The 21,856-nt window shown below is 71.2% G+C and carries 21 protein-coding genes; 5 read left to right on the plus strand and 16 right to left on the minus strand.

The genetic code is table 11. The annotated features are described in order from the left end of the window. Together ACT2CW_RS41525 and ACT2CW_RS41530 are read right to left on the minus strand one after the other, a co-directional pair. A complete protein-coding gene (locus tag ACT2CW_RS41525) occupies positions 1-966 on the minus strand; it encodes an SDR family NAD(P)-dependent oxidoreductase (protein WP_445520333.1) in 966 nt (321 codons plus the stop codon). A 65-nt stretch (positions 967-1,031) separates the two neighbouring features. Further along, positions 1,032-1,610 (minus strand): TetR/AcrR family transcriptional regulator, encoded by a 579-nt coding sequence (locus tag ACT2CW_RS41530; protein WP_164430131.1) that lies wholly within the window; start codon positions 1,608-1,610, stop codon positions 1,032-1,034. 133 nt (positions 1,611-1,743) lie between these two features. Here ACT2CW_RS41530 and ACT2CW_RS41535 point away from each other — a divergent pair, with 133 nt between their 5' ends. Both ACT2CW_RS41535 and ACT2CW_RS41540 read left to right on the plus strand, forming a co-directional pair. Next, the gene (locus tag ACT2CW_RS41535; protein WP_445520334.1) at positions 1,744-2,679 is read left to right on the plus strand and encodes a DMT family transporter; all 936 of its coding nucleotides are present in this window, start codon (positions 1,744-1,746) and stop codon (positions 2,677-2,679) included. A 154-nt stretch (positions 2,680-2,833) separates the two neighbouring features. Further along, on the plus strand, positions 2,834-4,057 hold the full coding sequence (locus tag ACT2CW_RS41540) for a TerD family protein (RefSeq protein ID WP_445520347.1): 1,224 nt from the start codon (positions 2,834-2,836) through the stop codon (positions 4,055-4,057). A 19-nt stretch (positions 4,058-4,076) separates the two neighbouring features. On the opposite strand, the gene ACT2CW_RS41545 is transcribed toward ACT2CW_RS41540, so the two are convergent. The 3 genes from ACT2CW_RS41545 to ACT2CW_RS41555 all read right to left on the minus strand — a co-directional run bounded on the left by ACT2CW_RS41545 (position 4,077) and on the right by ACT2CW_RS41555 (position 8,790). Continuing rightward, complete coding sequence (locus ACT2CW_RS41545) at positions 4,077-5,117, minus strand: LLM class flavin-dependent oxidoreductase (RefSeq protein ID WP_445520335.1); 1,041 nt, start codon at positions 5,115-5,117, stop codon at positions 4,077-4,079. A 58-nt stretch (positions 5,118-5,175) separates the two neighbouring features. After that, positions 5,176-6,624: an alkaline phosphatase PhoX gene (locus ACT2CW_RS41550; protein WP_445520336.1), complete on the minus strand. Its 1,449-nt coding sequence runs from the start codon at positions 6,622-6,624 to the stop codon at positions 5,176-5,178. A 648-nt stretch (positions 6,625-7,272) separates the two neighbouring features. Beyond that, positions 7,273-8,790, minus strand: coding sequence for a hypothetical protein (locus ACT2CW_RS41555; protein ID WP_445520337.1), 1,518 nt, complete (start codon positions 8,788-8,790; stop codon positions 7,273-7,275). A gap of 404 nt (positions 8,791-9,194) precedes the next feature. Between ACT2CW_RS41555 and ACT2CW_RS41560 the strand changes: the two genes are divergently transcribed. Then, positions 9,195-11,021, plus strand: coding sequence for an endonuclease/exonuclease/phosphatase family protein (locus tag ACT2CW_RS41560; RefSeq protein WP_445520338.1), 1,827 nt, complete (start codon positions 9,195-9,197; stop codon positions 11,019-11,021). A gap of 103 nt (positions 11,022-11,124) precedes the next feature. On the opposite strand, the gene dapD is transcribed toward ACT2CW_RS41560, so the two are convergent. From dapD to ACT2CW_RS41615, 11 genes are all read right to left on the minus strand, one after another. Continuing rightward, on the minus strand, positions 11,125-12,114 hold the full coding sequence (gene dapD / locus ACT2CW_RS41565; protein WP_445520339.1) for a 2,3,4,5-tetrahydropyridine-2,6-dicarboxylate N-succinyltransferase: 990 nt from the start codon (positions 12,112-12,114) through the stop codon (positions 11,125-11,127). 176 nt (positions 12,115-12,290) lie between these two features. Beyond that, the gene (locus tag ACT2CW_RS41570; protein WP_445520340.1) at positions 12,291-12,866 is read right to left on the minus strand and encodes a TetR/AcrR family transcriptional regulator; all 576 of its coding nucleotides are present in this window, start codon (positions 12,864-12,866) and stop codon (positions 12,291-12,293) included. Beyond that, on the minus strand, positions 12,866-13,186 hold the full coding sequence (locus ACT2CW_RS41575) for a DMT family transporter (protein WP_138911207.1): 321 nt from the start codon (positions 13,184-13,186) through the stop codon (positions 12,866-12,868). The genes ACT2CW_RS41570 and ACT2CW_RS41575 overlap by 1 nt, the downstream gene beginning before the upstream one ends. Positions 13,187-13,294: 108 nt before the next feature. Continuing rightward, positions 13,295-13,633 carry a metal-sulfur cluster assembly factor gene (locus ACT2CW_RS41580; RefSeq protein ID WP_037949638.1) on the minus strand — a complete coding sequence of 113 codons (339 nt, stop codon included), beginning with the start codon at positions 13,631-13,633 and terminating at the stop codon, positions 13,295-13,297. Next, the gene (gene sufU / locus ACT2CW_RS41585; protein ID WP_037949640.1) at positions 13,630-14,094 is read right to left on the minus strand and encodes a Fe-S cluster assembly sulfur transfer protein SufU; all 465 of its coding nucleotides are present in this window, start codon (positions 14,092-14,094) and stop codon (positions 13,630-13,632) included. Before sufU ends, ACT2CW_RS41580 begins: the two co-directional genes overlap by 4 nt. An 11-nt stretch (positions 14,095-14,105) precedes the next feature. Beyond that, complete coding sequence (locus tag ACT2CW_RS41590; protein WP_037949642.1) at positions 14,106-15,362, minus strand: cysteine desulfurase; 1,257 nt, start codon at positions 15,360-15,362, stop codon at positions 14,106-14,108. Then, entirely contained in the window at positions 15,359-16,123 is a 765-nt protein-coding gene (sufC, locus tag ACT2CW_RS41595) for a Fe-S cluster assembly ATPase SufC (RefSeq protein ID WP_182469023.1), read from the minus strand. Before sufC ends, ACT2CW_RS41590 begins: the two co-directional genes overlap by 4 nt. Before the next feature lie 7 nt (positions 16,124-16,130). Then, a complete protein-coding gene (locus tag ACT2CW_RS41600; RefSeq protein WP_037949646.1) occupies positions 16,131-16,454 on the minus strand; it encodes a non-heme iron oxygenase ferredoxin subunit in 324 nt (107 codons plus the stop codon). Continuing rightward, positions 16,451-17,620 carry a Fe-S cluster assembly protein SufD gene (gene sufD / locus ACT2CW_RS41605; RefSeq protein ID WP_445520341.1) on the minus strand — a complete coding sequence of 390 codons (1,170 nt, stop codon included), beginning with the start codon at positions 17,618-17,620 and terminating at the stop codon, positions 16,451-16,453. Before sufD ends, ACT2CW_RS41600 begins: the two co-directional genes overlap by 4 nt. A gap of 90 nt (positions 17,621-17,710) precedes the next feature. Next, positions 17,711-19,132 carry a Fe-S cluster assembly protein SufB gene (sufB, locus tag ACT2CW_RS41610; RefSeq protein WP_037949650.1) on the minus strand — a complete coding sequence of 474 codons (1,422 nt, stop codon included), beginning with the start codon at positions 19,130-19,132 and terminating at the stop codon, positions 17,711-17,713. Continuing rightward, entirely contained in the window at positions 19,129-19,929 is an 801-nt protein-coding gene (locus ACT2CW_RS41615) for a helix-turn-helix transcriptional regulator (RefSeq protein WP_164430146.1), read from the minus strand. Before ACT2CW_RS41615 ends, sufB begins: the two co-directional genes overlap by 4 nt. A gap of 195 nt (positions 19,930-20,124) precedes the next feature. On the opposite strand from ACT2CW_RS41615, the gene ACT2CW_RS41620 reads away from it, so the two are divergent. Next, positions 20,125-21,051 (plus strand): ABC transporter ATP-binding protein, encoded by a 927-nt coding sequence (locus ACT2CW_RS41620; protein WP_086881310.1) that lies wholly within the window; start codon positions 20,125-20,127, stop codon positions 21,049-21,051. Continuing rightward, entirely contained in the window at positions 21,048-21,821 is a 774-nt protein-coding gene (locus ACT2CW_RS41625) for an ABC transporter permease (protein WP_445520342.1), read from the plus strand. The genes ACT2CW_RS41620 and ACT2CW_RS41625 overlap by 4 nt, the downstream gene beginning before the upstream one ends. Positions 21,822-21,856 lie beyond the last annotated feature (35 nt).

Consider the following 21,856-nt stretch of genomic DNA (forward strand, 5'->3'; position numbering starts at 1 on the left):
CTAACCGGCGAAGGCGTCGACACCTGTCAGCTCGGCCGACAGCGCCCACAGCCGCGCCGCCCGCTCCGGGTCGGTGGCCCAGGCGCTCACCCCACTGCCCAGTTCGGTGCCCTCCGGCGCGGGCTCGGCGATGTCGCAGTCCTCGCAGTAGACGCCGCCCATGCCCGCGAGCCGCGGCGAGGTCGCCGCCCAGACCTGGGTGGCCGCGCCCTCCTCGGGCGTCTTCCAGCCGACGTTGGTGGGGCTGGCGTCGATCGCCTCCTTCAGCTCCGCCAGTTCCTCCGGGGGCACATGGCGGCTCAACTGGGTGTCGGCGATCGCCCCGGGGTGCAGGGAGAACGCCCGCACCCCGGCGTCCCTCCCCAGCGCGTCGAGGTGCACCGCGAACAGCGCGTTCGCGGTCTTGGCCTGCCCGTACGCCTGGAACTTGTCGTAGTCGTGCCGCGCGAAGTGCGGATCGTCCCAGTGGATGTCCGAGAGCTGATGCCCATTGGAGGAGACGGAGACGACGCGTGCGCCGCCACGGGCGATGGCGGGCCACAGCCGGTTGGTCAGGGCGTAGTGCCCCAGGTGGTTGATGGCGAACTGGGCTTCCCAGCCGGGGCCCACCCGGGTTTCGGGCGCGGCCATGATCCCGGCGTTGTTGATCAGGATGTCGATATCGCGACCGGACGCGAGGAATTCCTCCGCGAAGGCCCGAACGCTGTCCAGGTCCGCGAGGTCCAGCTCGGCGACCTCCGCGCCCTCGATCCCGCCGAGCGCCTCGACGGCGGCCGAGCGCCGCCGCGCGGGCACGACGACATGGGCCCCCGCACCGGCGAGAGCCCGCGTCGTCTCCAGCCCGAGCCCCGAATAACCGCCGGTCACGAGCGCGAGCTTCCCGGACAGGTCGATGCCCGCGAGAACGTCGCTCGTCGTACTCCGCACCCCGAAACCGGAGCCGATCGCATGCTGTTTGGTCGTCATGCGAGGGAACGTACGGTTTGGAGCGCGCTCTAGGTCAAGCAACGCGCTCGGGCGGCGCGCCCGGGTCAGGCCGCCCGGGCCCGCTCCAGCGCCCGTTCGGCCAGCTCACGCGCGGTGCCGACCGGATCGGCGGCCACCGAGAGACCGTTCAGCACCGTGGCCCCCTCGTGGAGCAGCAGCAGCTCGTCCGCCAGACCGTCGGGAGCCGTCACGCCCGCCTCCGCGCACAGCTGCCGCAGATAGCCCCGCAGCCAGTGCTTCTGGTCGGCGATCACCTGCCGGGCCGGATGGCCGGGGTCCGGCAGTTCGGCCGCCGCGTTGACGAAGCCGCAGCCGCGCGGGTTCTCGCGGCGCACCCACTCCGCGAGCGCGTCGAACGTGGCGAGGGCGCGATCCGCCGGGGGCGACTTCTCGACCTCGGCGGTGAGCCAGGCCCGCCACCGCTCATCGCGCTCCCGCAGATACGCGGCGACCAGCGTTTCCTTCGAGCCGAAGCGGTCGTACAGCGTCTTCTTGGTGACTCCGGCGCGCTTGGCGATCAGATCCACGCCGACCGCGTGGATTCCCTGTCCGTAGAACAGCTCGGCGGCGGTGTCGAGGATGCGGCGCCCGGCCGGGGTGAGCACGTCTCCGCGCGCTTCCATGCCGTGATCACCTCCGGTGAAGGGTTGACGTGTATACCGATCTGTTTAGTCTAGTGGGCGAGGGAGTAAACAGACCGGTATACCCGGAGCCTGAGCCGACCGGGGAACCCCAACCCAGAACGAGGAACGCTTCATGCCCGTCAGCGCCGCCGTCACCGCCATCGGCCTCGTCGTGATGTGGAGCTCCGGCTTCATCGGAGCCGAACTCGGCACGCGGGAGGCCGCCGCCGACACCCTGCTGATGTGGCGCTTCCTCGCGGCGGCTGCGGTCCTGGGCGGCGCCTGGGCGTTGCTGAGGCGCCGCAGACTGCGCCCGCGCGCGGTGGCCGAGCAGGCGGTGATCGGCGCGCTTTCGCAGGGCGGCTATCTCGGCGGGATCGTCTGGTCGGTCGGGCTCGGCGTGCCGTCCGGCACCGCCGCGCTGATCGCCGCGTTGCAGCCGCTCGCGGCGGGCGCGCTGGCCGGGCGGCTGCTCGGGGAGACGGTCAGCCCGCGCCAGTGGGCGGGGCTGGCCATCGGCCTGGCCGGGGTCGCGCTCGTCGTCCAGGGCGATCTGTCGGCGGGCCCGACCGCCCCGGCCTGGGCGTACGGGCTACCCTTCGCCGCCATGGCGGCGCTGCTGGCCGCGAGCTTCCTGGAACGCAGGGTGCGGGCGCCGCTCGACCCCGTGGACGCCATACCGCTGCACTGCCTGGTCAGCGCCGTCCTGTTCACCGGGGTCGCCGTGGCCGGAGGCCATGCCGCGCCCCCGGCGGGCGGGGGCTTCTGGACCGCCGTGGCCTGGACGGTGCTGCTCTCCACGGTCGGCGGCTACGGCTTCTACTGGCTGAGCCTGCGCCGCAACGGCGTCACCCGCACCAGCGCGCTGATCTATCTCACGCCCCCGACCACGCTGGTGTGGGCCTACGCGATGTTCGGGGACGCGCCCGGGTGGACGGCCCTCGCGGGCATGGCGGTGTGCGTGATCGGAGTGACGGCGGCCACCGCGCGCCGCCGCCCCGACCGGTCAGCGCGGCTCGCGGCGGATCCAGTCCGTGATCGAGCGGTGTCGCGGGTGCCGGCCGAGTAGCTCGCGGGCGCGGCGCGCCCGGTCCAGCGGTCGGCGAGGTCGGCGGGCAGCTGGGTAACCGGGCCGACCACGGCTGGGCAGGGCACGGGAGAAGTCACTCCGCAGGTCAAGGAACCGTAAAGCGGGGACGTTCGTTACCCCGGGCATGACCGCTATGACACCCGGCTCGAACCTCCCCCTCTCCGTCGCGCGCGTGGCGGTTGACGTCACCGCTCCGGTGCGGCTCGACGTATCGGGCCTGCTGCTCACCGCCAACGGCAAAGTGCGTTCCGACGACGACTTCGTCTTCTACAACCAGCCCACCGGACCGGGTGTGACCCACCGCGCCGGTGCGGCCGGCGCGGGCGACACCATCACGGTGGACACCGCCGCCGTCCCCGCCGACATCGAGAAGATCGTGGTGACCGCGAGCCTGGACGCGCCCGGGGCGACGTTCGCGGGCACCGAGCCGACCGCCACCGTGCGCGGCGCCGACGACGGCGCGGTGATCGCCACGTTCACCCCGCCGCGGCTGGGCAACGAGACCGCGCTGGTGACCGTGGAGGTGTACCGGCGCAACGGGGCGTGGAAGGTGCGCGCGGTCGGGCAGGGGTATGCCAACGGTCTGGCGGGCATCGCCACCGACTTCGGCGTGACGGTCGAGGAGCCCGCCACCCCGGCCGCCCCCACCACCCCCACCGCTCAGACGCCGCCCCCGCCGAGCGGCCCGCCCGCCGGTTTCCAGCCCCCGCCGCCGATGCCGTCCGCTCCCCCGGCCGCGGCGCCCGCCGCCCCGGCGGCCCCGGCGGCCCCGGCCACCGGGAAGATCAACCTGGACAAGGGCCGGGTCAGCCTCCAGAAGAACCAGACGGTGTCCCTGGTCAAGGGCGGCCGCCCGGTGCTCAGCTCGGTGCGGATGGGCCTGGGCTGGGAGCCCGCCTTCCGCGGCAAGGACATCGACCTGGACGCGTCCGTGATCGCCTTCGGTGTCGACCGTAAGAAGATCGACGCCTGCTTCTTCGGCAAGCTGGCCATCCTCAACGGCGCCATCCAGCACTCCGGCGACAACCTCACCGGAGAGGGCGGAGGCGACGACGAGTCCATCACCGTCCACCTCGGCGGGCTCCCGCCCGAGGTCACCGGGCTGGTCTTCACGGTCAACTCCTTCTCCGGCCAGAAGTTCACCGATGTGGCCAAGGCGTACTGCCGCCTCCTCGACGCCCAGTCCGGCGAGGAGCTGGTCCGCTTCGACCTCACCCACGCCGAGCCGCGCACGGGCGTGATGATGGCCAAGCTGATCAAGCAGTTCTCGGGTGAGTGGGAGATGACCGCGATGGGCGAGTACGTGGACTCGCGCACCGTCCGAGGCATGGCCAAGCCCGCCGGCAAGGCCCTGTGAGCCAACCCGCCGCCACTGGTCAACGGGCGCCGATTGCCACCAGGCCGCCCGACAGCCCCGCCACGCGGGACAGGCGGCGGTAGGAATCCAGGAGGGCCTCGCGGTCGTAGGTGCTCGTCGTGACCAGCACCTCGTCGGCGCCGCTGCGCTCGATCAGCTCGTCGAGCGCGGCGGCGACCTCGTCCTCCGTGCCGTACAGCTGACCGCGCAGACCGCGCTCGTAGAAGCCGCGCTCCTTCTCGGTCATCTCCCGGGTCTCGATCTCCGAGACCGGGGCGAGCGGCGGGAAGACGCCATGGGTGCGGGAATGGGCCATCGACCATGCCTCGGGGAGCAGCAGCCGGCGGGCCTCCTCGGTGGTGCCGGCGACCGCGACATTGCCCGAGACGACGACGTACGGGGCGGAGGACCACGCCGAGGGGCGGAAGCCCGCGCGGTAGCGGTCGACCGCGCGCAGCATCTCGTCCCGGCCCCGCAGATCGCCGATCACCAGGGACAGTCCGGCCCGCGCCGCCAAGTCCGCACCGGCGCCGGTGGCCAGGACGAAGACGGGCAGCCGCAGCCCCTCCGCCGGGTGGGCGTGGACCTGGGGGTGGGCGTTCTGCTCACCGGTGAACCAGCCGAGCAACTCGTCCAGTTGGTCGCCGAAGTCCCGCGCGGCGTCCTTCTCGGCGCCCAGGGCGCGGCGGATGCCGTCGGTGAAGCCGACGGAGCGGCCCAGGCCCATGTCGATCCGGCCCGGGAAGAGGGATTCGAGCACCCCGAACTGCTCCGCCACGACCAGCGGGCGGTGGTTCGGCAGCATCACTCCGCCCGTGCCCACACGGATGCGGGCCGTCGCCGCCGCGACGGCGGACGCCAGCACCGTGGGCGCCGAACCGGCCACGCCGGGCACGCTGTGGTGCTCGGAGACCCAGAAGCGGTGGTAGCCGAGCGCCTCGGCCTGCTGCGCGAACCGTACGGTGTCGCGCAGCGCCTGCGACCGCTCCCGCCCCTGGCGGGTGCGGGAGCGGTCCAGGATGGAGAAGGGGGTGGTGCGCAGGCGTGAGGTCACGCTCACGTCAACGCATGCCCCGGCCGGGAGGATTCCCCCGGGCCCGGCCCCCGGGCCATCGACATCAGCCCTGGCGGCGCCAGGGGCCGGTGATCGCGAGCATGATGCCCGGCACCTGGATGTTGGCGTACAGCGTCGAGCCGTCGGGCGAGAAGACCACACCGGTGAACTCGCTGAACTCCGGCGCCTCCGCACTGCCGATGTTCAGGTCGTTGCGCGCGATCGGGTACGTCCGGCCGTCCTCGGTAGCGCCGAAGAGGTGCTGGATGCCCTCGCCGTCCTCGGCGATCACCAGACCGCCGTACGGCGAGACCGTGATGTTGTCCGGGCCGTCGAAGGCGCCGTCCTTCGACGGGTCGGGGTTGACGCCCAGCAGCACCTTGAGGGTGAGGGTGCGGCGCTTGGGGTCGTAGAACCAGACCTGGCCGTCGTGCTGGACCGGGCTCTCCGCACGGGCGTACGAGGAGACGATGTACGCGCCGCCGTCCGCCCACCACATGCCCTCGAGCTTGCGGGCCCGGGTGATCTCGCCGTCCTTGAACTGCTTGCGCACCGACACCGACTTCGCGTCGCGGTCCGGCACCGGCTCCCAGTCCACGCCGTAGACCGTGCCGGTCTTGGTGGCGCGGGACAGGTCGTCCACGAAGTTGCCGCCCGAGTCGTAGCACTTGGGCGCCTGGAGCACGCCCGCGTCGTCCTTGAGCGTGCCGAGCTTGCCGCGACCGTGCTCGAAGCCGTGCGGCGGGACCCAGCGGTAGAGCAGGCCGTTCGGCCCGGAGGCGTCCTCGGTGAGGTAGAGGTGGCCGCGCTTGGGGTCCACGACGACGGCCTCGTGGGCGTACCGGCCCAGGGCCTTGATCGGCTTCGGGTCGCGGTTGGCCTTGCGGTCGTGCGGGTCGACCTCGAAGACGTAGCCGTGGTCCTTGGTCATGCCGTTCTGGCCGGCCTTGTCCTCGGTCTCCTCGCAGGTCAGCCAGGTGCCCCAGGGAGTGCGGCCACCGGCGCAGTTGGTGGCGGTGCCCGCGATGCCGACCCACTCGGTGACGTGGTCGCCGTGCTTGGCGACCTCGACGACGGTGCAGCCGCCGGAGGCCGCCGGGTCGTAGACCAGCCCCTCGATCAGCGGGACCGGGTGCGGCCACTTGCTGCGGGGACCGGCCAGCTCGTGGTTGTTGACCAGCAGCGTCGCACCGCGCGAGCCCTCGAAGGTGGCGGTGCCGTCGTGGTTGGACGGGGTGGACTCCCCGGACTCCAGCTTGGTCTCACCGGTACGGGTGATGATCTTGTAGCGGAAGCCCTTGGGGAGGGCCAGGATGCCCTTGGGGTCCGCGATGAGCGGACCGTAGCCGAGCGAGGAGCCGCCGTTGCCCTCTACCCCCGCGACGCCCTCCTCGGTCGCCTCGGCGGCGAGCGCGCCAGGTGCGGTGGCGAGCACCCCCGCGCTTCCGACCAGGGCGAACCCGGCCCCGGTGTACGCGGAACGCCGCGCGAAGTCTCTTCGGCTGAGCGACATGTCTTCTCCCGAACGCAGGATGGTGTCCTCCGACTGCGGCCATACGTTCCCGTCCCCGACCGAACATCAGTTGAACGGCACGCGACATCAACGGACGAATGGCCGCCGATCCCATATACGGCGCGCAAAGCGATACGGCTCTGCGCAACGCTCGACTCCCCGGCCGCCGGACGCAACGCGCCCCTCACGGCGCGCCCCCGAGACGGGGCGGGCCCCGCCCACACCCGCGCCCGCGTCCGGGCGTGCCCGACGGGTCTTTCCCCTCCCCGCCCCTTCCCGATACCAGGGGCACTGCCCCTGGACCCCGGGGTCTATCCCCGTTACCTGGGGCCCTGCCCCAGGCCTAAGCAGGTCGGAGGAAGTCCACTACGGTTCGGGCAGCGCCCCGAAGGGGCGCGGGGCTGTGCCGATGTGCGGCTCCGCCGCGCGGGCGCGACCAGCCACGATGCGGCCGCAGACGCACGACGGCATTTCGCGGCACTTCCCGCAGAGCGCTTGGGCCCCGGGGTCTGGGGCGGAGCCCCACCACGCGGCGGAGCCGCATATCGACGCCGTGGGAAGGGGAGCAGCCCGCCGCAGGCGTCCTCCCGCGCGGCGGGGCGCGAGACGCCCGGCGGCGGCACGCCCACCGCTGTTCCCGGGGCTCGGTTATGCCCTTGAGCGGGCCTTGAAGGCAGCCTTGCGGGCCTCCTTCGCCGCCTTCTTGTCCGGATGCAGACGCCCCATCGCCTCCAGCACATCCGCCGTCGCCGGGTGGTCCACCCGCCACGCCGAGTCGAAGAAGCTCCCCGACTGGTCCACCAGACCCCGCACCAGATCGCGCAGCTCCGCCGAGTCGCCCTCGGAGGCCAGCTGGGCCGCGAGGGTGTCCACGGTGAGCCAGAAGACCATCTCCTCCGACGGCTCCGGCACGCCCGCCACCCCGTTCTCGGCCAGCCAGACCCGGGCCAGCCCGCCCAGGTGGCGGTCGTCGAGCACCTCGCGCAGGGCGGGCTCGGCCTCGGGCCCGGTCAGCGAGAGCGTCTGCTGGCAGGTGAGGCGGCGCAGCGGCGCGTCCTCGTCGTCACCCCGGGCGGCGGCCAGCAGCTCGCGGGCGGCCTCCTCGGGCGTACGGCGGGCCAGCCACTGCTCGGCCTCGGCCCGCGCGGCGGGCTCGGGGTGGCCGGGGAGGGCGTCCAGCAGGATGTCGGCGCCCCGGTCGGCCAGGTCGCCGACGGCCGGGGCGTCGATGCCCGCCTCGAGCATCCGGGCCCGTACGGCGTAGACGCCGAGCGGAGTGAGCCGCACCATGCCGTAGCGGGAGACGTCCTCGTCCTCGAGCTCCTGGGCCGTCTCTGGCTCCTGGATCCGGCCCTCGCCGTCGACCTCCTGGATCAGCGCCTCGTCCACCGGCTGGTACTCGACGAGACCGGTCGGGGCGAGCAGCCGGAACTGGTCGTCCAGCCGCACCATCGCCTCGGAGACCTCTTCGAGGATGTCGTCGGTGGGCTCGTCCATGTCCTCGGGGACGATCATGGAGGCGGCCAGCGCGGGCAGCGGTACGGGGGCCGCGGCGGCCTCCTCGTCCAGGGCGGTCAGCAGATAGAGGTTGCCCAGCACCCCGTCGAGGAACTCGGCCTCCTCCTCCGGGTTCCAGTCGAGCGCGTCGAGGTCGAGCTCACCGCTCTCGCTGATCTGGGCGGCGATGTCGCTCAGGTCGGGGGCGGCGGCGTCGGCCAGCACCGTCTCGAAACCGTCGAGCCAGATCTCCAGGACGTCGCGGGGGCCGCCCTCGGTGATCAGCCGCAGCTCCTCGCCGCTGGTCGCGACGGCGGAGAACTCGTCCTCGGCCGACTCGTCACGGTTCACGCGATCGTCGTCACCATCGCCGTCGCCGTCCGCCCCCGCCGGCTCCTCGATCTCGACCAGCCCGGTGTCCACCGCCAGCTGCCACGCCTGCGCCGCGTACAGCGGCCCGTCCTCGTCCCCCGTGAGCTCCAGCAGCTCCGTCGCCTCCCGCAGCTCGCCCTCCGGCAGCGCCCCGCCCGACGCCACCGGCTTCCCCTGCTCGGCCCAGCGGGCGAGCCGGACCGCGCGGGCGAGCAGCGGCGCGGCGAGTGCGTCCCGCGCGAGTTCCGCGTCGGTGCGAAGCCGCACGGGCGGCATGGTGGGGCGCTCTTCTGGCATGGGCGGACGTCACTCCTCGAGGGCACGGAAGTCGCGGGCGCGGAGGTCGCGGGCGCGAATACGGGGCTGTGCGGCTGTGCGGCTATGCGGCTGTGGGGCCATGAGTCCACGGGACCGTGAAGCCATGGGGGTACGGCGATGCGGGGTGTACCGGCGCGGGTGCGCGGATACGGCCCGGACCCCAGCGTAGACGGAACGGGACGGCACTTTCGTCCCGATGTGGTCTGCGCCCCGTCCCGCGCCCCCTCCCGCACCACGTCCCGCTGCCCTCGTTCATGTTTCCGTCCCGCTCCCGCCATGCCCGGGCCACCCGTCCTCCCTTGACAACTTCCGTGGCGAGGAAAGAGATTGACGCGCGTAGAGGCGTATTCCTCGCCGTTCACTCCTTTCCGGAGGCCATCACCATGTCCCTTCGCGCCCCGCGCGGACCCGTCGCCCTCACCGCCGTCGCCGCCTCCGCCCTCGCGGCCGGGCTGCTCGCGGCACCCTCGTCGGCCTCCGCCGCCGAGGTCCGCATCCATGACATCCAGGGCAGCACCCGGATATCCCCGCTCGCCGGACAGCAGGTGAGCGACGTGCCTGGTACGGTCACGGCGATACGCGCCTTCGGCTCCTCGCGCGGCTTCTGGATCCAGGACACCCGGCCCGACAAGGACGCGGCCACCAGCGAGGCGATCTTCGTCTTCACCGGTTCGACCACGCCCTCGGTCGCCGTGGGCGACTCGGTGCTGGTCTCCGGGACGGTGTCCGAGTACTACCCGGGCGGCAAGGACGCCGGCGGGCAGTCGCTCACCGAGCTCTCCAAGGCGACCTGGACGGTCCGGTCCTCCGGCAACGCACTGCCCACCGCCTACCGGCTCAACCCCTCCACCATCCCCGACCGCTACAGCCCGGACGCCGACGGCGACTCCATCGAGGGGCTGGCGCTGCGGCCGCGCTCATACGCCCTGGACCGCTACGAGTCGCTGGAGGGCATGCGGGTCTCGGTAGAGAACGCCCCCGTGGTCGGCGCGACCAACACCTACAAGGAGCTGTGGGTCACCGCCGAGCCCCACCACCAGCGCACCGCGCGCGGCGGCGCCCTCTACAGCTCATACCGCGACCCGAACGCGGGCCGGGTGAAGGTGGTCTCGCTCCTGCCCTATGCCCAGCACCCCTTCCCCGTGGCGGACGTCGGCGACGCGCTGACCGGCACCACGGCCGGGCCGATGGACTACGACAACTTCGGCGGCTACACGATCGCGGCCACCGCGATGGGCGAACTGGCCGACCACGGCCCGCAGCGGGAGACCACCCGCAAGCAGCAGGCGGACGAACTCTCCATCGCCACCTACAACGTGGAGAACCTCTCCCCCAAGACCGCCCAGTCGAAGTTCGACCGGCTGGCCACCGGTCTCGTGGAGCACCTCGCCTCGCCGGACATCGTCGCCCTGGAGGAGGTCCAGGACGACAACGGCGCGACGAACGACTCGGTGGTCGGCGCCGACGCCACGCTGAAGAAGCTCACCGACGCGATCAAGGCGGCGGGCGGTCCCGCGTACGAGTGGCGGCAGATCAACCCGGTGGACGACCAGGACGGCGGCGAGCCGGGCGGCAACATCCGCGTGGCGTTCCTCTACAACCCCGAGCGGGTCTCCTTCACCGACATCCCCGGCGGCGACTCCACCACCCCCGTGAAGGTCGAGCGGAAGGACGGCAAGGCCACGCTGTCGGCCTCGCCCGGCCGTATCGACCCGGCGAACGGCGTCTGGAAGGCCAGCCGCAAGCCGCTGGTCGGGCAGTTCTCCTTCCGGGGCCGCCCGGTGTTCGTGGTCGCGAACCACTTCAACTCCAAGGGCGGCGACCAGGGCCTGGACAGCCGCTTCCAGCCCCCGGCCCGCTCCTCGGAGACCCAGCGCACCGGGCAGGCCACGGCGGTCAACACCTTCGTCAAGGCGCTGCTGAACGCCGACCCGAAGGCGTCGGTGGTCGTCGCGGGCGACCTCAACGACTACCAGTTCTCGCCCGCGCTGGCCGATCTCACCAAGGGCGGTGTGCTGACGGACCTGGTGACCCGGCTGCCGAAGGACGAGCGCTACGGCTATGTCTACAACGGCAATTCGCAGGTGCTGGACCACATCCTGACCAGCCGCGCGCTGCGCCGTGCCGACTACGACATCGTGCACATCAACGCCGAGTTCGCGAACCAGTCCAGCGACCACGACCCACAGGTGGTACGAGTACGCCCCTGAGAAAGCACCCCGGTTGTGGGCAATCGTCCTGCGGGGCGGGACGGGTGGGCACAACACCACCCACCGCCCCGCACCCGGCAACGAAACCCCGCGCGCCCCAAACTCAGTTGTGGCTGTGCAACGCCTCGTTCAGCCCGCCCCACGACCCGGTCCGAGGCAGCGCCTCAACCGTGCCGGTGATGGAGTTGCGGCGGAAGAGGAGGTTGTTGACGCCCGAGAGCTCCAGGGCCTTGGCGATCTTGCCGTCCGGGAGCGTGACACGGGTGCCCGCCGTCACATACAGCCCCGCCTCGACGATGCAGTCGTCGCCGAGCGAGATGCCCAGGCCCGCCTCGGCGCCGAGCAGGCAGCGCTCGCCGATGGTGATTGTCTGCTTGCCGCCGCCGGAGAGGGTGCCCATGATCGAGGCGCCACCACCGACGTCGGAGCCGTCGCCGACCACGACGCCCGCGCTGATCCGGCCCTCGACCATGGAGGTGCCGAGCGTCCCGGCGTTGAAGTTGACGAAGCCCTCGTGCATGACCGTGGTCCCGGGGGCGAGGTGGGCGCCGAGCCGGACCCGGTCGGCGTCGCCGATGCGGACGCCGGAGGGGACGACGTAGTCGGTCATCCGGGGGAACTTGTCGACACTGGTCACCGACAGCTGGAGCCCCTCGGCGCGGGCGGCGAGCCGGGCCCGCTCCACCTGGTCGGCGGCGACGGGGCCGAGCGAGGTCCAGGCGACGTTGGCCAGCAGGCCGAACTGGCCGTCCAGGCTCAGGCCGTGCGGCTTGACCAGCCGGTGGCTGAGCAGATGGAGCCGCAGGTACGCGTCGTGCGCGTCCTGCGGCTTCTCGTCGAGCGAGGCGATGACCGTGCGGACGGCGACGACCTCGACGCCGCGCCGGGGGTCCGGTCCGACCGCCTTGAGGGCGGTCTCGCCCAGCAGCCGCGTGGTGTGCTCCGCGTCGAGCCGCTCGGTCCCGGCCGGGCCGGGCTCTGCGGTCAGCTCGGGGGCCGGGAACCAGGTGTCCAGTACGGTGCCGTCCTCGGTGAGGGTGGCGAGACCGGCGGCGACGGCGCCGGTGGGGGCGGTGGTGGGTGCATCGGTCATGGTCAGAACGCTAACCGGAGCCGGGCCCAGGAGGCGAACCGGTCTCAGCGAGCGGTCCCGCGCGGTCCGCCGTGCGGTCTCATCGGGTGGTCCCCGGGCGGCCAGTCGCGCGGTCCGCCGTGCGGTCACAGCGAGCGGCCCCGGGCGGCCGGTCGCGCGGTCTCAGCCGGCGCCGATCACGGGCGCCCCCTCGCCCCCGTCCCGCCCCCGTCCCCGCCCATGATCCGCTCCAGCGCCGCACGGGTGCCCTCCCGGTCGTACGGGCGGTCCGCCAGCAGCACCTGCAAGGTCAGCCCGTCGATCAGGGCCACCACAGCGCGCGCCGAGTCCGCGTCGGGCACCAGCCGCGTCAGCATCCGGACCATCTCGTCCAGGCACTCGGCGGCGAGCGGCCGCAGCCCCTCATGGCGCAGCGCGGCGAAGTACAGCTCGTACTCCAGCTCCATCCGCGCCCGGTCGCCCGTGAGCTGCTCCCCCAGCCACCGGGCCAGCTCCTCCGCGGGCGGTGCGGCCGGATCGACGCCCTCCACCCAGCGCTCCACCTCCGCCAGCCACTCCGCGTTGATCTGGCGGAGCGCCGCGATCAGCAGATCGTCGAGGGTCGCGAAGTGGTAGGTCGTCGAGCCCAGCGGCACATCGGCCGCGGCGGCCACGGCCCGGTGGCCGACCCCCCCGATGCCGCGCTCGCGGACCACGGCGGCCGCGGCGTCGATGATCCGCTGCCGCCGCTCGGGGTCGTAGCGGCGGCCCATCAGTGGGCGCCGTTCAGATTGAGCACCACCACTCCGGCGATGACCAGCAGCACGCCCAGCACCTTCGCGGCGGTCATCGCCTCCCCCAGGAAGAGCATGCCGATCGCGGCGATGACGGCGGTCCCGGCCCCGGCCCATATGGCGTAGGCGGTGCTGACGGAGATGGACTTGAGCGTGTGCGCGAGCAGCACGAAGGACACCAGATAGCCCACGCCGGTGGCCAGCGAGGGCCAGAGCCTGCTGAAGCCCTCGCTGTACTTCATCGAGGTGGTCGCCAGGATCTCGGCCAGGATGGCCCCGGAGAGCGTCACATATCCCATGCGTACGAGTGTACACAACGATGCGTACGGATGTACGCAACGATCCACGGCATACGAAACGGCCCCCGCGCCGAAGCGCGGGGGCCGTTTCGACAAGCCCAGGAGGCGTCAGACGTTGAAGCCGAGCGCCCGCAGCTGCTCACGCCCATCGTCGGTGATCTTGTCCGGGCCCCACGGCGGCATCCAGACCCAGTTGATCCGCAGCTCGTTGACGATGCCGTCGGTCGCGGACTTGGCCTGGTCCTCGATGACATCGGTCAGCGGACAGGCCGCCGAGGTGAGCGTCATGTCGATGGTGGCGATATTGCCGTCGTCGACATGGATGCCGTAGACCAGACCGAGGTTGACCACGTCGATGCCCAGCTCGGGGTCCACGACGTCGTACAGGGCCTCGCGGACCTCTTCCTCGCTGGCGGGCTTGGTGGTGGTGGCGGCGTTCTCAGTCATGCGGTCTTCCCTCCGGCGGTCTCGCCCAGTGCCTGCGCCGTGGCGTCCTTCCACGCCATCCAGCTCAGCAGGGCGCATTTCACCCGGGCCGGGTACTTGGAGACACCGGCGAACGCGATCGCGTCCTCCAGCACCTCCTCCATGGCGTCGTCCGGCTCGGCCTTGCCCTTGGACTGCATCAGCTCCAGGAAGGTCTCCTGGATTCTGCGGGCCTCGGCCAGCTCCTTGCCCACCAGCAGCTCATTGAGCACCGAGGCGCTGGCCTGGCTGATGGAACAGCCCTGCCCCTCGTAGCTCACGTCCTCGATGGTGTCGCCGTCAAGCCGCACCCGGAGCGTGATCTCGTCACCGCAGGTGGGATTGACGTGGTGTACCTCTGCGTCGCCGTTCCTCAGCCCCCGGCCATGGGGGTTCTTGTAGTGGTCCAGGATCACATCCTGGTACATCGAATCCAGCTTCACGCGGCACGCCCCTACCCGAAGAAGTTCCGTACGTGCTCCAGGCCCTCGACCAAGGCGTCGACCTCGGCCGGCGTGGAGTACAGATAGAACGACGCTCGGGTGGTCGCCGGAATTCCGTAGCGCAGGCATACGGGGCGGGCGCAGTGGTGACCGACCCGGACCGCGATCCCCTGCTCATCCAGCACCTGGCCCACATCGTGGGGATGGATGTCACCGAGCGTGAAGGAGATCGTGGCACCGCGCTCCTCGGCCGTGGTGGGGCCGATGATGCGCAGGTCCGGCACCTCCAGGAGCCTGCCGACCGCGTAGTGGGTCAGGGCGTGCTCATGGCGGGTGATGTTGTCCATGCCGATCGAGGTGAGGTAGTCCACGGCCGCGCCGAGGCCGACGGCCTGGGCGATCGGGGGCGTACCGGCCTCGAACTTGTGCGGCGCCGGGGCGTAGGTGGACGAGTGCATCGAGACGGTCTCGATCATCTCGCCGCCGCCGAGGAACGGAGGCAGGTCCTCCAGCAGCTCCTGGCGGCCCCAGAGCACCCCGATACCGGTCGGGCCGCACATCTTGTGGCCGGTGAAGGCCACGAAGTCGGCCTGGAGCGCCTGCACGTCCAGCAGCATGTGCGGGGCGGCCTGGGAGGCGTCGATCACCACGAGGGCGCCGACGTCCTGGGCGCGGCGGACGATCGCCTCGACCGGGTTGACCGTGCCGAGGATGTTGGAGACCAGCACGAACGAGACGACCTTGGTCTTCTCGGTGATGATCTGCTCTATCTCCGACAGGTCGAGGCGGCCGTCCTCGGTGAGGCCGAACCACTTCAGCTTCGCACCGGTGCGCTGCGAGAGCAGCTGCCACGGAACGATGTTGGAGTGGTGCTCCATCTCGGTGATGACGATCTCGGTGTCCTGGTCCACCCGGTAGGGCTCATCGGCCCAGCCGAGCATGTTGGCCACCAGGTTCAGCGACTCCGACGCGTTCTTGGTGAAGATCACCTCATCGCGGCTGGGAGCGTTGATGAAGTCGGCGACCTTGTCGCGGGCGCCCTCGTACAGCGCCGTGGCCTCCTCGGCGAGCACATGGACGCCCCGGTGCACATTGGCGTTGGAGCGCTCGTAGTAGTCGTTCAGCACGTCCAGCACCTGGCGCGGCTTCTGCGAGGTCGCCGCGTTGTCCAGGTAGACGAGCCGCTGGCCGTCGTGGACGACCCGATCCAGGATCGGGAAGTCCTTACGGATCGCCTCGGTGTCGAGGAGGCCCGGCAACTGGGTCACTCGGACGCGCCTCCCTTCACGTACTCCTCGTAGCCCTCTTCCTCCAGCTTGTCGGCGAGCTCGGGACCGCCGGACTCGGCGATCCGGCCCGCCGCGAAGACGTGGACGTGGTCGGGCTTGATGTACCGCAGGATGCGGGTGTAGTGGGTGATCAGCAGGGTGCCCACCTGGCCGGACTCACGGACCCGGTTGACGCCCTCGGAGACCACCCGCAGCGCGTCCACGTCGAGGCCGGAGTCGGTCTCGTCGAGGATCGCGATGGCCGGCTTCAGCAGCTCCAGCTGGAGGATCTCGTGGCGCTTCTTCTCACCGCCGGAGAAGCCCTCGTTCACATTCCGCTCGGCGAAGGCGGGGTCGATGTGGAGGCGCTCCATGGCCTCCTTGACCTCCTTCACCCAGGTGCGCAGCTTGGGCGCCTCGCCGCGGATCGCGGTCGCGGAGGTACGCAGGAAGTTGGAGACCGAGACGCCGGGGACCTCGACCGGGTACTGCATGGCAAGGAAGACACCGGCGCGGGCGCGCTCGTCGACGGACATCGCGAGCACGTCCTCGCCGTCCAGCGTCACGGTGCCGCCGGTGACCGTGTACTTCGGGTGACCGGCGAGCGAGTAGGCCAGGGTGGACTTGCCGGAGCCGTTGGGGCCCATGATGGCGTGCGTCTCGCCCTGCTTCACGGTCAGGTCGACACCGCGCAGGATCTCGCGGGGACCGCCCTCGGCGTCGACGGAAACGTGCAGGTCGTGGATCTCAAGCGTGGCCATGGGTGCCTCAGGACTCCTGGGTGACGGAGACGAGCACATCGTCCCCTTCGATCTTTACGGGGTATACGGGGATCGGGCGCGTCGCGGGGAGCCCGGACGGCTTGCCGGTGCGCAGGTCGAAGCTGGAGCCGTGCAGCCAGCACTCGATCTGGCAGTCCTCCACCTCGCCCTCGGACAGCGAGACGTTCGCGTGCGAGCAGATGTCGTTGACCGCGAACACCTCGCCCTCGGTGCGTACCAGAGCGACCGGCACGCCCTCGAGCTCGACCCGCTTGGGGGTGTCTTCCTCGAGTTCGCCCAGCGCACAGGCGCGTACGAAGGTCGGGGTCATCCTACGGACGCCTCCAGCTCAGCCTCGATCTTGGCGATGAGCCGCTCCTCCAGTTCGGGGATCCCGATCTGCTGGACGAGCTCGGCGAAGAAGCCGCGGACCACCAGACGGCGGGCCTCGTCGGCCGGGATGCCGCGCGCCATCAGGTAGAACAGCTGCTCGTCCTCGAAGCGGCCGGTCGCGCTCGCGTGACCGGCGCCGACGATCTCGCCGGTCTCGATCTCCAGGTTCGGCACCGAGTCGACGCGGGCGCCGTCGGTGAGGACCAGGTTCCGGTTGAGCTCGTAGGTGTCGGTGCCCTCCGCGGCGGCCCGGATCAGCACATCGCCGATCCACACCGCGTGCGCCTCCGCGCCCTGGAGCGCGCCCTTGTAGGCCACGTTGCTACGGCAGTGCGGGGTGTCGTGGTCGATGAAGAGCCGGTGCTCCTGGTGCTGGCCGTTGTCGGTGAAGTACAGGCCGTAGAGCTCGGCCTCACCGCCCGGGGCGCCGTAGACCACCCGCGGGTGGAGCCGCACCAGATCGCCGCCGAAGGTGACGACCACGGACTTGAAGGTGGCGTCCCGGCCGACCAGCGCGGTGTGCTGACCGGCGTGGACCGCGGTGTCGCCCCAGTCCTGGACCGAGACCACGGTGAGCTTGGCGCCGTCGCCGATCAGATACTCCACATTGGCGGCGACCGTGGCGTCACCGGTGTGGTCGATGACCACGACCGCCTCGGCGAAGGCGCCGATCTCGATCACCTGGTGGCCGAAGGCGGTGCCGCCCTCGCCGTGCACGGCGATCCGCACCGGCTCGGTGAGCACCGTCTCCTTGGGCACCGAGACGACCGACGCCTTCTCGAAGGAGCTGTACGCCTGGGCCGCCACCCGGTCCACCGGCTTGCCGGCCTTCCCCAGGCGCGCGTCGTCGCGGCCCACGGTCTCGACCGTGACGCCCTCGGGGGCGGTCACCTCGACCTTGACGCCGCCGTCGGCGACGGCCGTGCCGTCGTGGAGACCGCGCAGCCGCTCCAGCGGGGTGAACCGCCACTCCTCCTCGCGGCCAAGGGGCACCGGGAAGTCGGCCACGTCGTACGACGCGAGCGCGCTGACCCGGGCATCGGTGGGCTGGCCCACCTGGATGACGCCGTCCGTGGTGGATCCGGCCGGGATGGTTTCAGCCATGGCTGTCGTACTGCTCTCTTTCTGCCTGATGGGCCTGAATGGGGTGCCCGGCGAGGACCTCGGCCTCCGCCGGGCGGGAAGGGGGTGGCGTCAGCCGACCGCGCCCTCCATTTGCAGCTCGATCAGCCGGTTGAGCTCCAGCGCGTACTCCATGGGCAGCTCGCGCGCGATCGGCTCGACGAAGCCGCGCACGATCATCGCCATGGCCTCGTCCTCGGACAGACCGCGGCTCATCAGGTAGAAGAGCTGGTCGTCGCTGACCTTGGAGACGGTCGCCTCATGGCCCATGGACACGTCGTCCTCGCGGACGTCCACATACGGGTAGGTGTCCGAGCGGGAGATCGTGTCGACGAGCAGGGCGTCGCACAGCACATTGGACTTGGAGCCCTCGGCGCCCTCGCCGATCTCGATCAGACCGCGGTAGGAGGTGCGGCCACCGCCGCGCGCCACCGACTTGGAGACGATGTTCGACGAGGTGTGGGGGGCCATGTGGACCATCTTGGCGCCGGCGTCCTGGTGCTGGCCCTCGCCCGCGAAGGCGATGGACAGGGTCTCGCCCTTGGCGTGCTCACCCATCAGGTAGACGGCGGGGTACTTCATGGTCACCTTGGAGCCGATGTTGCCGTCGACCCACTCCATGGTCGCACCCTCGTAGGCCACGGCGCGCTTGGTGACCAGGTTGTAGACGTTGTTCGACCAGTTCTGGATGGTCGTGTAGCGGCAGCGGGCGCCCTTCTTGACGATGATCTCGACGACCGCGGAGTGCAGCGAGTCCGACTTGTAGATCGGCGCGGTGCAGCCCTCGACGTAGTGGACGTAGGCGTCCTCGTCGACGATGATCAGCGTCCGCTCGAACTGGCCCATGTTCTCGGTGTTGATGCGGAAGTACGCCTGGAGCGGGATCTCCACGTGCACGCCCTTCGGCACGTAGATGAACGAGCCGCCGGACCAGACCGCCGTGTTCAGCGAGGCGAACTTGTTGTCGCCCGCCGGGATCACGGTGCCGAAGTACTCCTTGAAGAGCTCCGGGTGCTCCTTGAGCGCGGTGTCGGTGTCCAGGAAGATGACGCCCTGCTCCTCCAGGTCCTCACGGATCTGGTGGTAGACGACCTCGGACTCGTACTGGGCCGCGACACCCGCGACGAGGCGCTGCTTCTCGGCCTCCGGGATGCCCAGCTTGTCGTACGTGTTCTTGATGTCCTCGGGCAGGTCCTCCCAGGAGGCGGCCTGCTGCTCGGTGGAGCGGACGAAGTACTTGATGTTGTCGAAGTCGATACCCGACAGGTCCGAGCCCCAGGTGGGCATGGGCTTCTTGTCGAAGAGCCGCAGGCCCTTCAGACGGAGCTTGAGCATCCACTCCGGCTCGGACTTCTTCGCCGAGATGTCGCGTACGACCTCCTCGGAGAGGCCGCGCTTGGCCGAGGCGCCGGCCACGTCGGAGTCGGCCCAGCCGTACTCGTAGTTGCCCAGACCCTCGAGCTCGGGGTGAGCGGTCTCCGTGGGGAGAGTCATTCGGGGTTCCTCCCGGCCGTGCTGGCAGATGCGGTGGTGGTCTTGGTGGTGCTGGTGTCGGTCTTCTCGACCTTGCCGGTCTTCGGAACGAACGTCGTGCACACCCCGTCGCCATGGGCGATGGTGGCCAGACGCTGCACATGGGTTCCGAGCAGCTGGGAGAAGACCTCGGTCTCCGCCTCACACAGCTGCGGATATCGCTCGGCTGCGTGGGCGACCGGGCAGTGGTGCTGGCAGAGCTGTTCGCCGACCGGCGCGCTGCGCGCCGTAGCAGCGTACCCGTCCGCGGAGAGTGCTCCGGCGAGCGCTTCGGTGCGGCTGCCGGGGGCGGCGGCCTCGACGGCGCCGCGGTACCCCTCCGCCTGGGCGGCGAGCCTGGCGCGGGCGAACGCCGCGACCGCGGCACGCCCCGCCTCGCCGCCGCCCGCGCTCTGCTCGATCCAGCGGAGAGCGTCGACGGCGAGCTTGTCGTAGGCCTGGTCGAAGGCGTCGCGACCGCAGTCGGTGAGCGCGAAGACCTTGGCCGGGCGGCCGCGCCCCCGCGCCCCGTACACCCTCTTCTCTCGGGGCTCGACGACGCCGTCGGCGACGAGGGTGTCCAGGTGGCGGCGGACGGCCGCCTGGGTCAGCTCCAGCCGCAGGGCGAGCTCCGCCGCGGTGGAGGGGCCGTGGTCGAGGATGGAGCGCGCCACCCGGTTGCGGGTGCCGTGCTGCTCTTCCGGCGCGGACGCGGGCGCGCCAGACCGCGCGGCCGCTTCGGCCGCGCGTTCATTCGGAGCCTCGCTCGCGTATTTCACAACGCCATTGTTGCGTAATTCCCCGGCGATCCACAAGCGAGGAGTTCACCGGGTCCGGTGGGGTACATCACTTAGGTCTGCCTAAGTCGGAGACCGGGGCCCACCTGCGGCGACGCGTCCGGGCCCGGATGGCGGGCGCCGCGGCTTCCGGCCCTGCCGCCCACGGACGGCCCCGGGATTCGTAGACTGCCGGGCATGCGAGAAGAGCCCGCGGTCGACATCGTCGGCCTGGTCAAGCGGTACGGCCCGAAGACCGCGGTCGACGGGCTCGATCTGTCCGTCGGCCGGGGCACCGTGACCGCCGTTCTGGGGCCCAACGGAGCCGGTAAGACCACCACCGTCGAGACCTGCGAGGGGTACCGCCGCCCCGACGCGGGGACGGTCCGGATATTCGGGCTCGACCCGGTCGCGGACGCCCCGGCGCTGCGCCCCCGGGTCGGGGTGATGCTCCAGTCCGGAGGCGTTTATTCCGGCGCGCGCGCAGAAGAGATGCTGCGCCACACCGCCTCCCTCCACGCGCATCCGGTGGATGTGGATCTGCTGGTCGAGCGGCTCGGCCTCGGTTCCTGCGGCCGGACCACCTACCGGCGGCTCTCCGGGGGCCAGCAGCAGCGGCTCGCGCTCGCCATGGCCGTCGTCGGCCGCCCCGAGCTGGTCTTCCTCGACGAGCCGACCGCCGGGCTCGATCCCCAGGCCCGCCGCGCCACCTGGGACCTCATCCGCGATCTGCGGGACGACGGGGTCACCGTGATGCTGACGACCCACTACATGGACGAGGCCGAGCAGCTCGCCGACGATGTGGCGATCGTCGACGGCGGCAAGGTGATCGCCCGGGGCACCCCGGAGGAGCTGTGCCGGGGCGGCGCCGAGAACACCCTGCGCTTCATCGGCCGCCCCGCGCTCGACCTGGCCTCGCTGCTCAAGGCGCTGCCCGCCGACTCCACGGCCGCCGAGCTGACGTCCGGCTCGTACCGCGTCACCGGCAAGGTCAACCCCCAGATGCTGGCCACCGTCACCTCCTGGTGCGCGCAGAACGGGGTGATGCCGGACCGGATCTCGGTCGAGCGGCACACCCTCGAGGACGTCTTCCTGGAGCTCACCGGTAAGGAGCTGCGAGCGTGACCGCCACGGGCACTTTTCTCCCCAAGCCGGGGGCGGCCCCGCTGCCGCGGATGATCCGGGCGCAGGCCGCGCTGGAGACCCGGATGCTGCTGCGCAACGGCGAGCAGCTGCTGCTGACCGTCGTCATCCCGTCCCTGGTGCTGGTGCTCTTCAGCACCGTCGACATCGTCGACACCGGCTCGGACGGCAGCACGGTGGACTTCCTGGCGCCCGGCGTGCTGGCGCTGGCCGTGCTGTCCACGGCGTTCACCGGACAGGCCATCGCCACCGGCTTCGAGCGGCGCTACGGCGTGCTCAAGCGGCTCGCGGTCTCACCGCTGCCGCGGTGGGGGCTGATGGCCGCCAAGACCTGCGCGGTGCTGGTCACCGAGGTGATGCAGATCGTGCTGCTGACCGCGATCGCGCTGGCGCTCGGCTGGTCGCCGCACGGCGACCCGCTCTCCGTGGCGCTGCTGCTGCTCCTGGGCACCGCGGCGTTCTCCGGCCTCGGGCTGCTGATGGCGGGCACCCTGAAGGCCGAGGCGACCCTGGCCGCCGCCAATCTGGTCTTCCTGCTGCTGCTCGTGTCCGGTGGTGTCATCGTGTCGCTGGACAAGTTCCCGGGCGGCGTGCGGAGCGCGCTGGAGCTGCTGCCGATCTCGGCGCTCTCGGGCGGGCTGCGGGACGTCCTCCAGGACGGGGCCGGGATGCCATGGCGGGATCTGGGGATCCTGGCGGTCTGGGCGGTGCTGGGGCTGGGCGCGGCGGCCCGCTTCTTCCGCTGGGAGTAGCCCGGAGTCCTGCTGGGAGTAGCCCGGGTCCCGCC

The sequence above is a fragment of the Streptomyces sp. NEAU-174 genome, assembly GCF_052665095.1.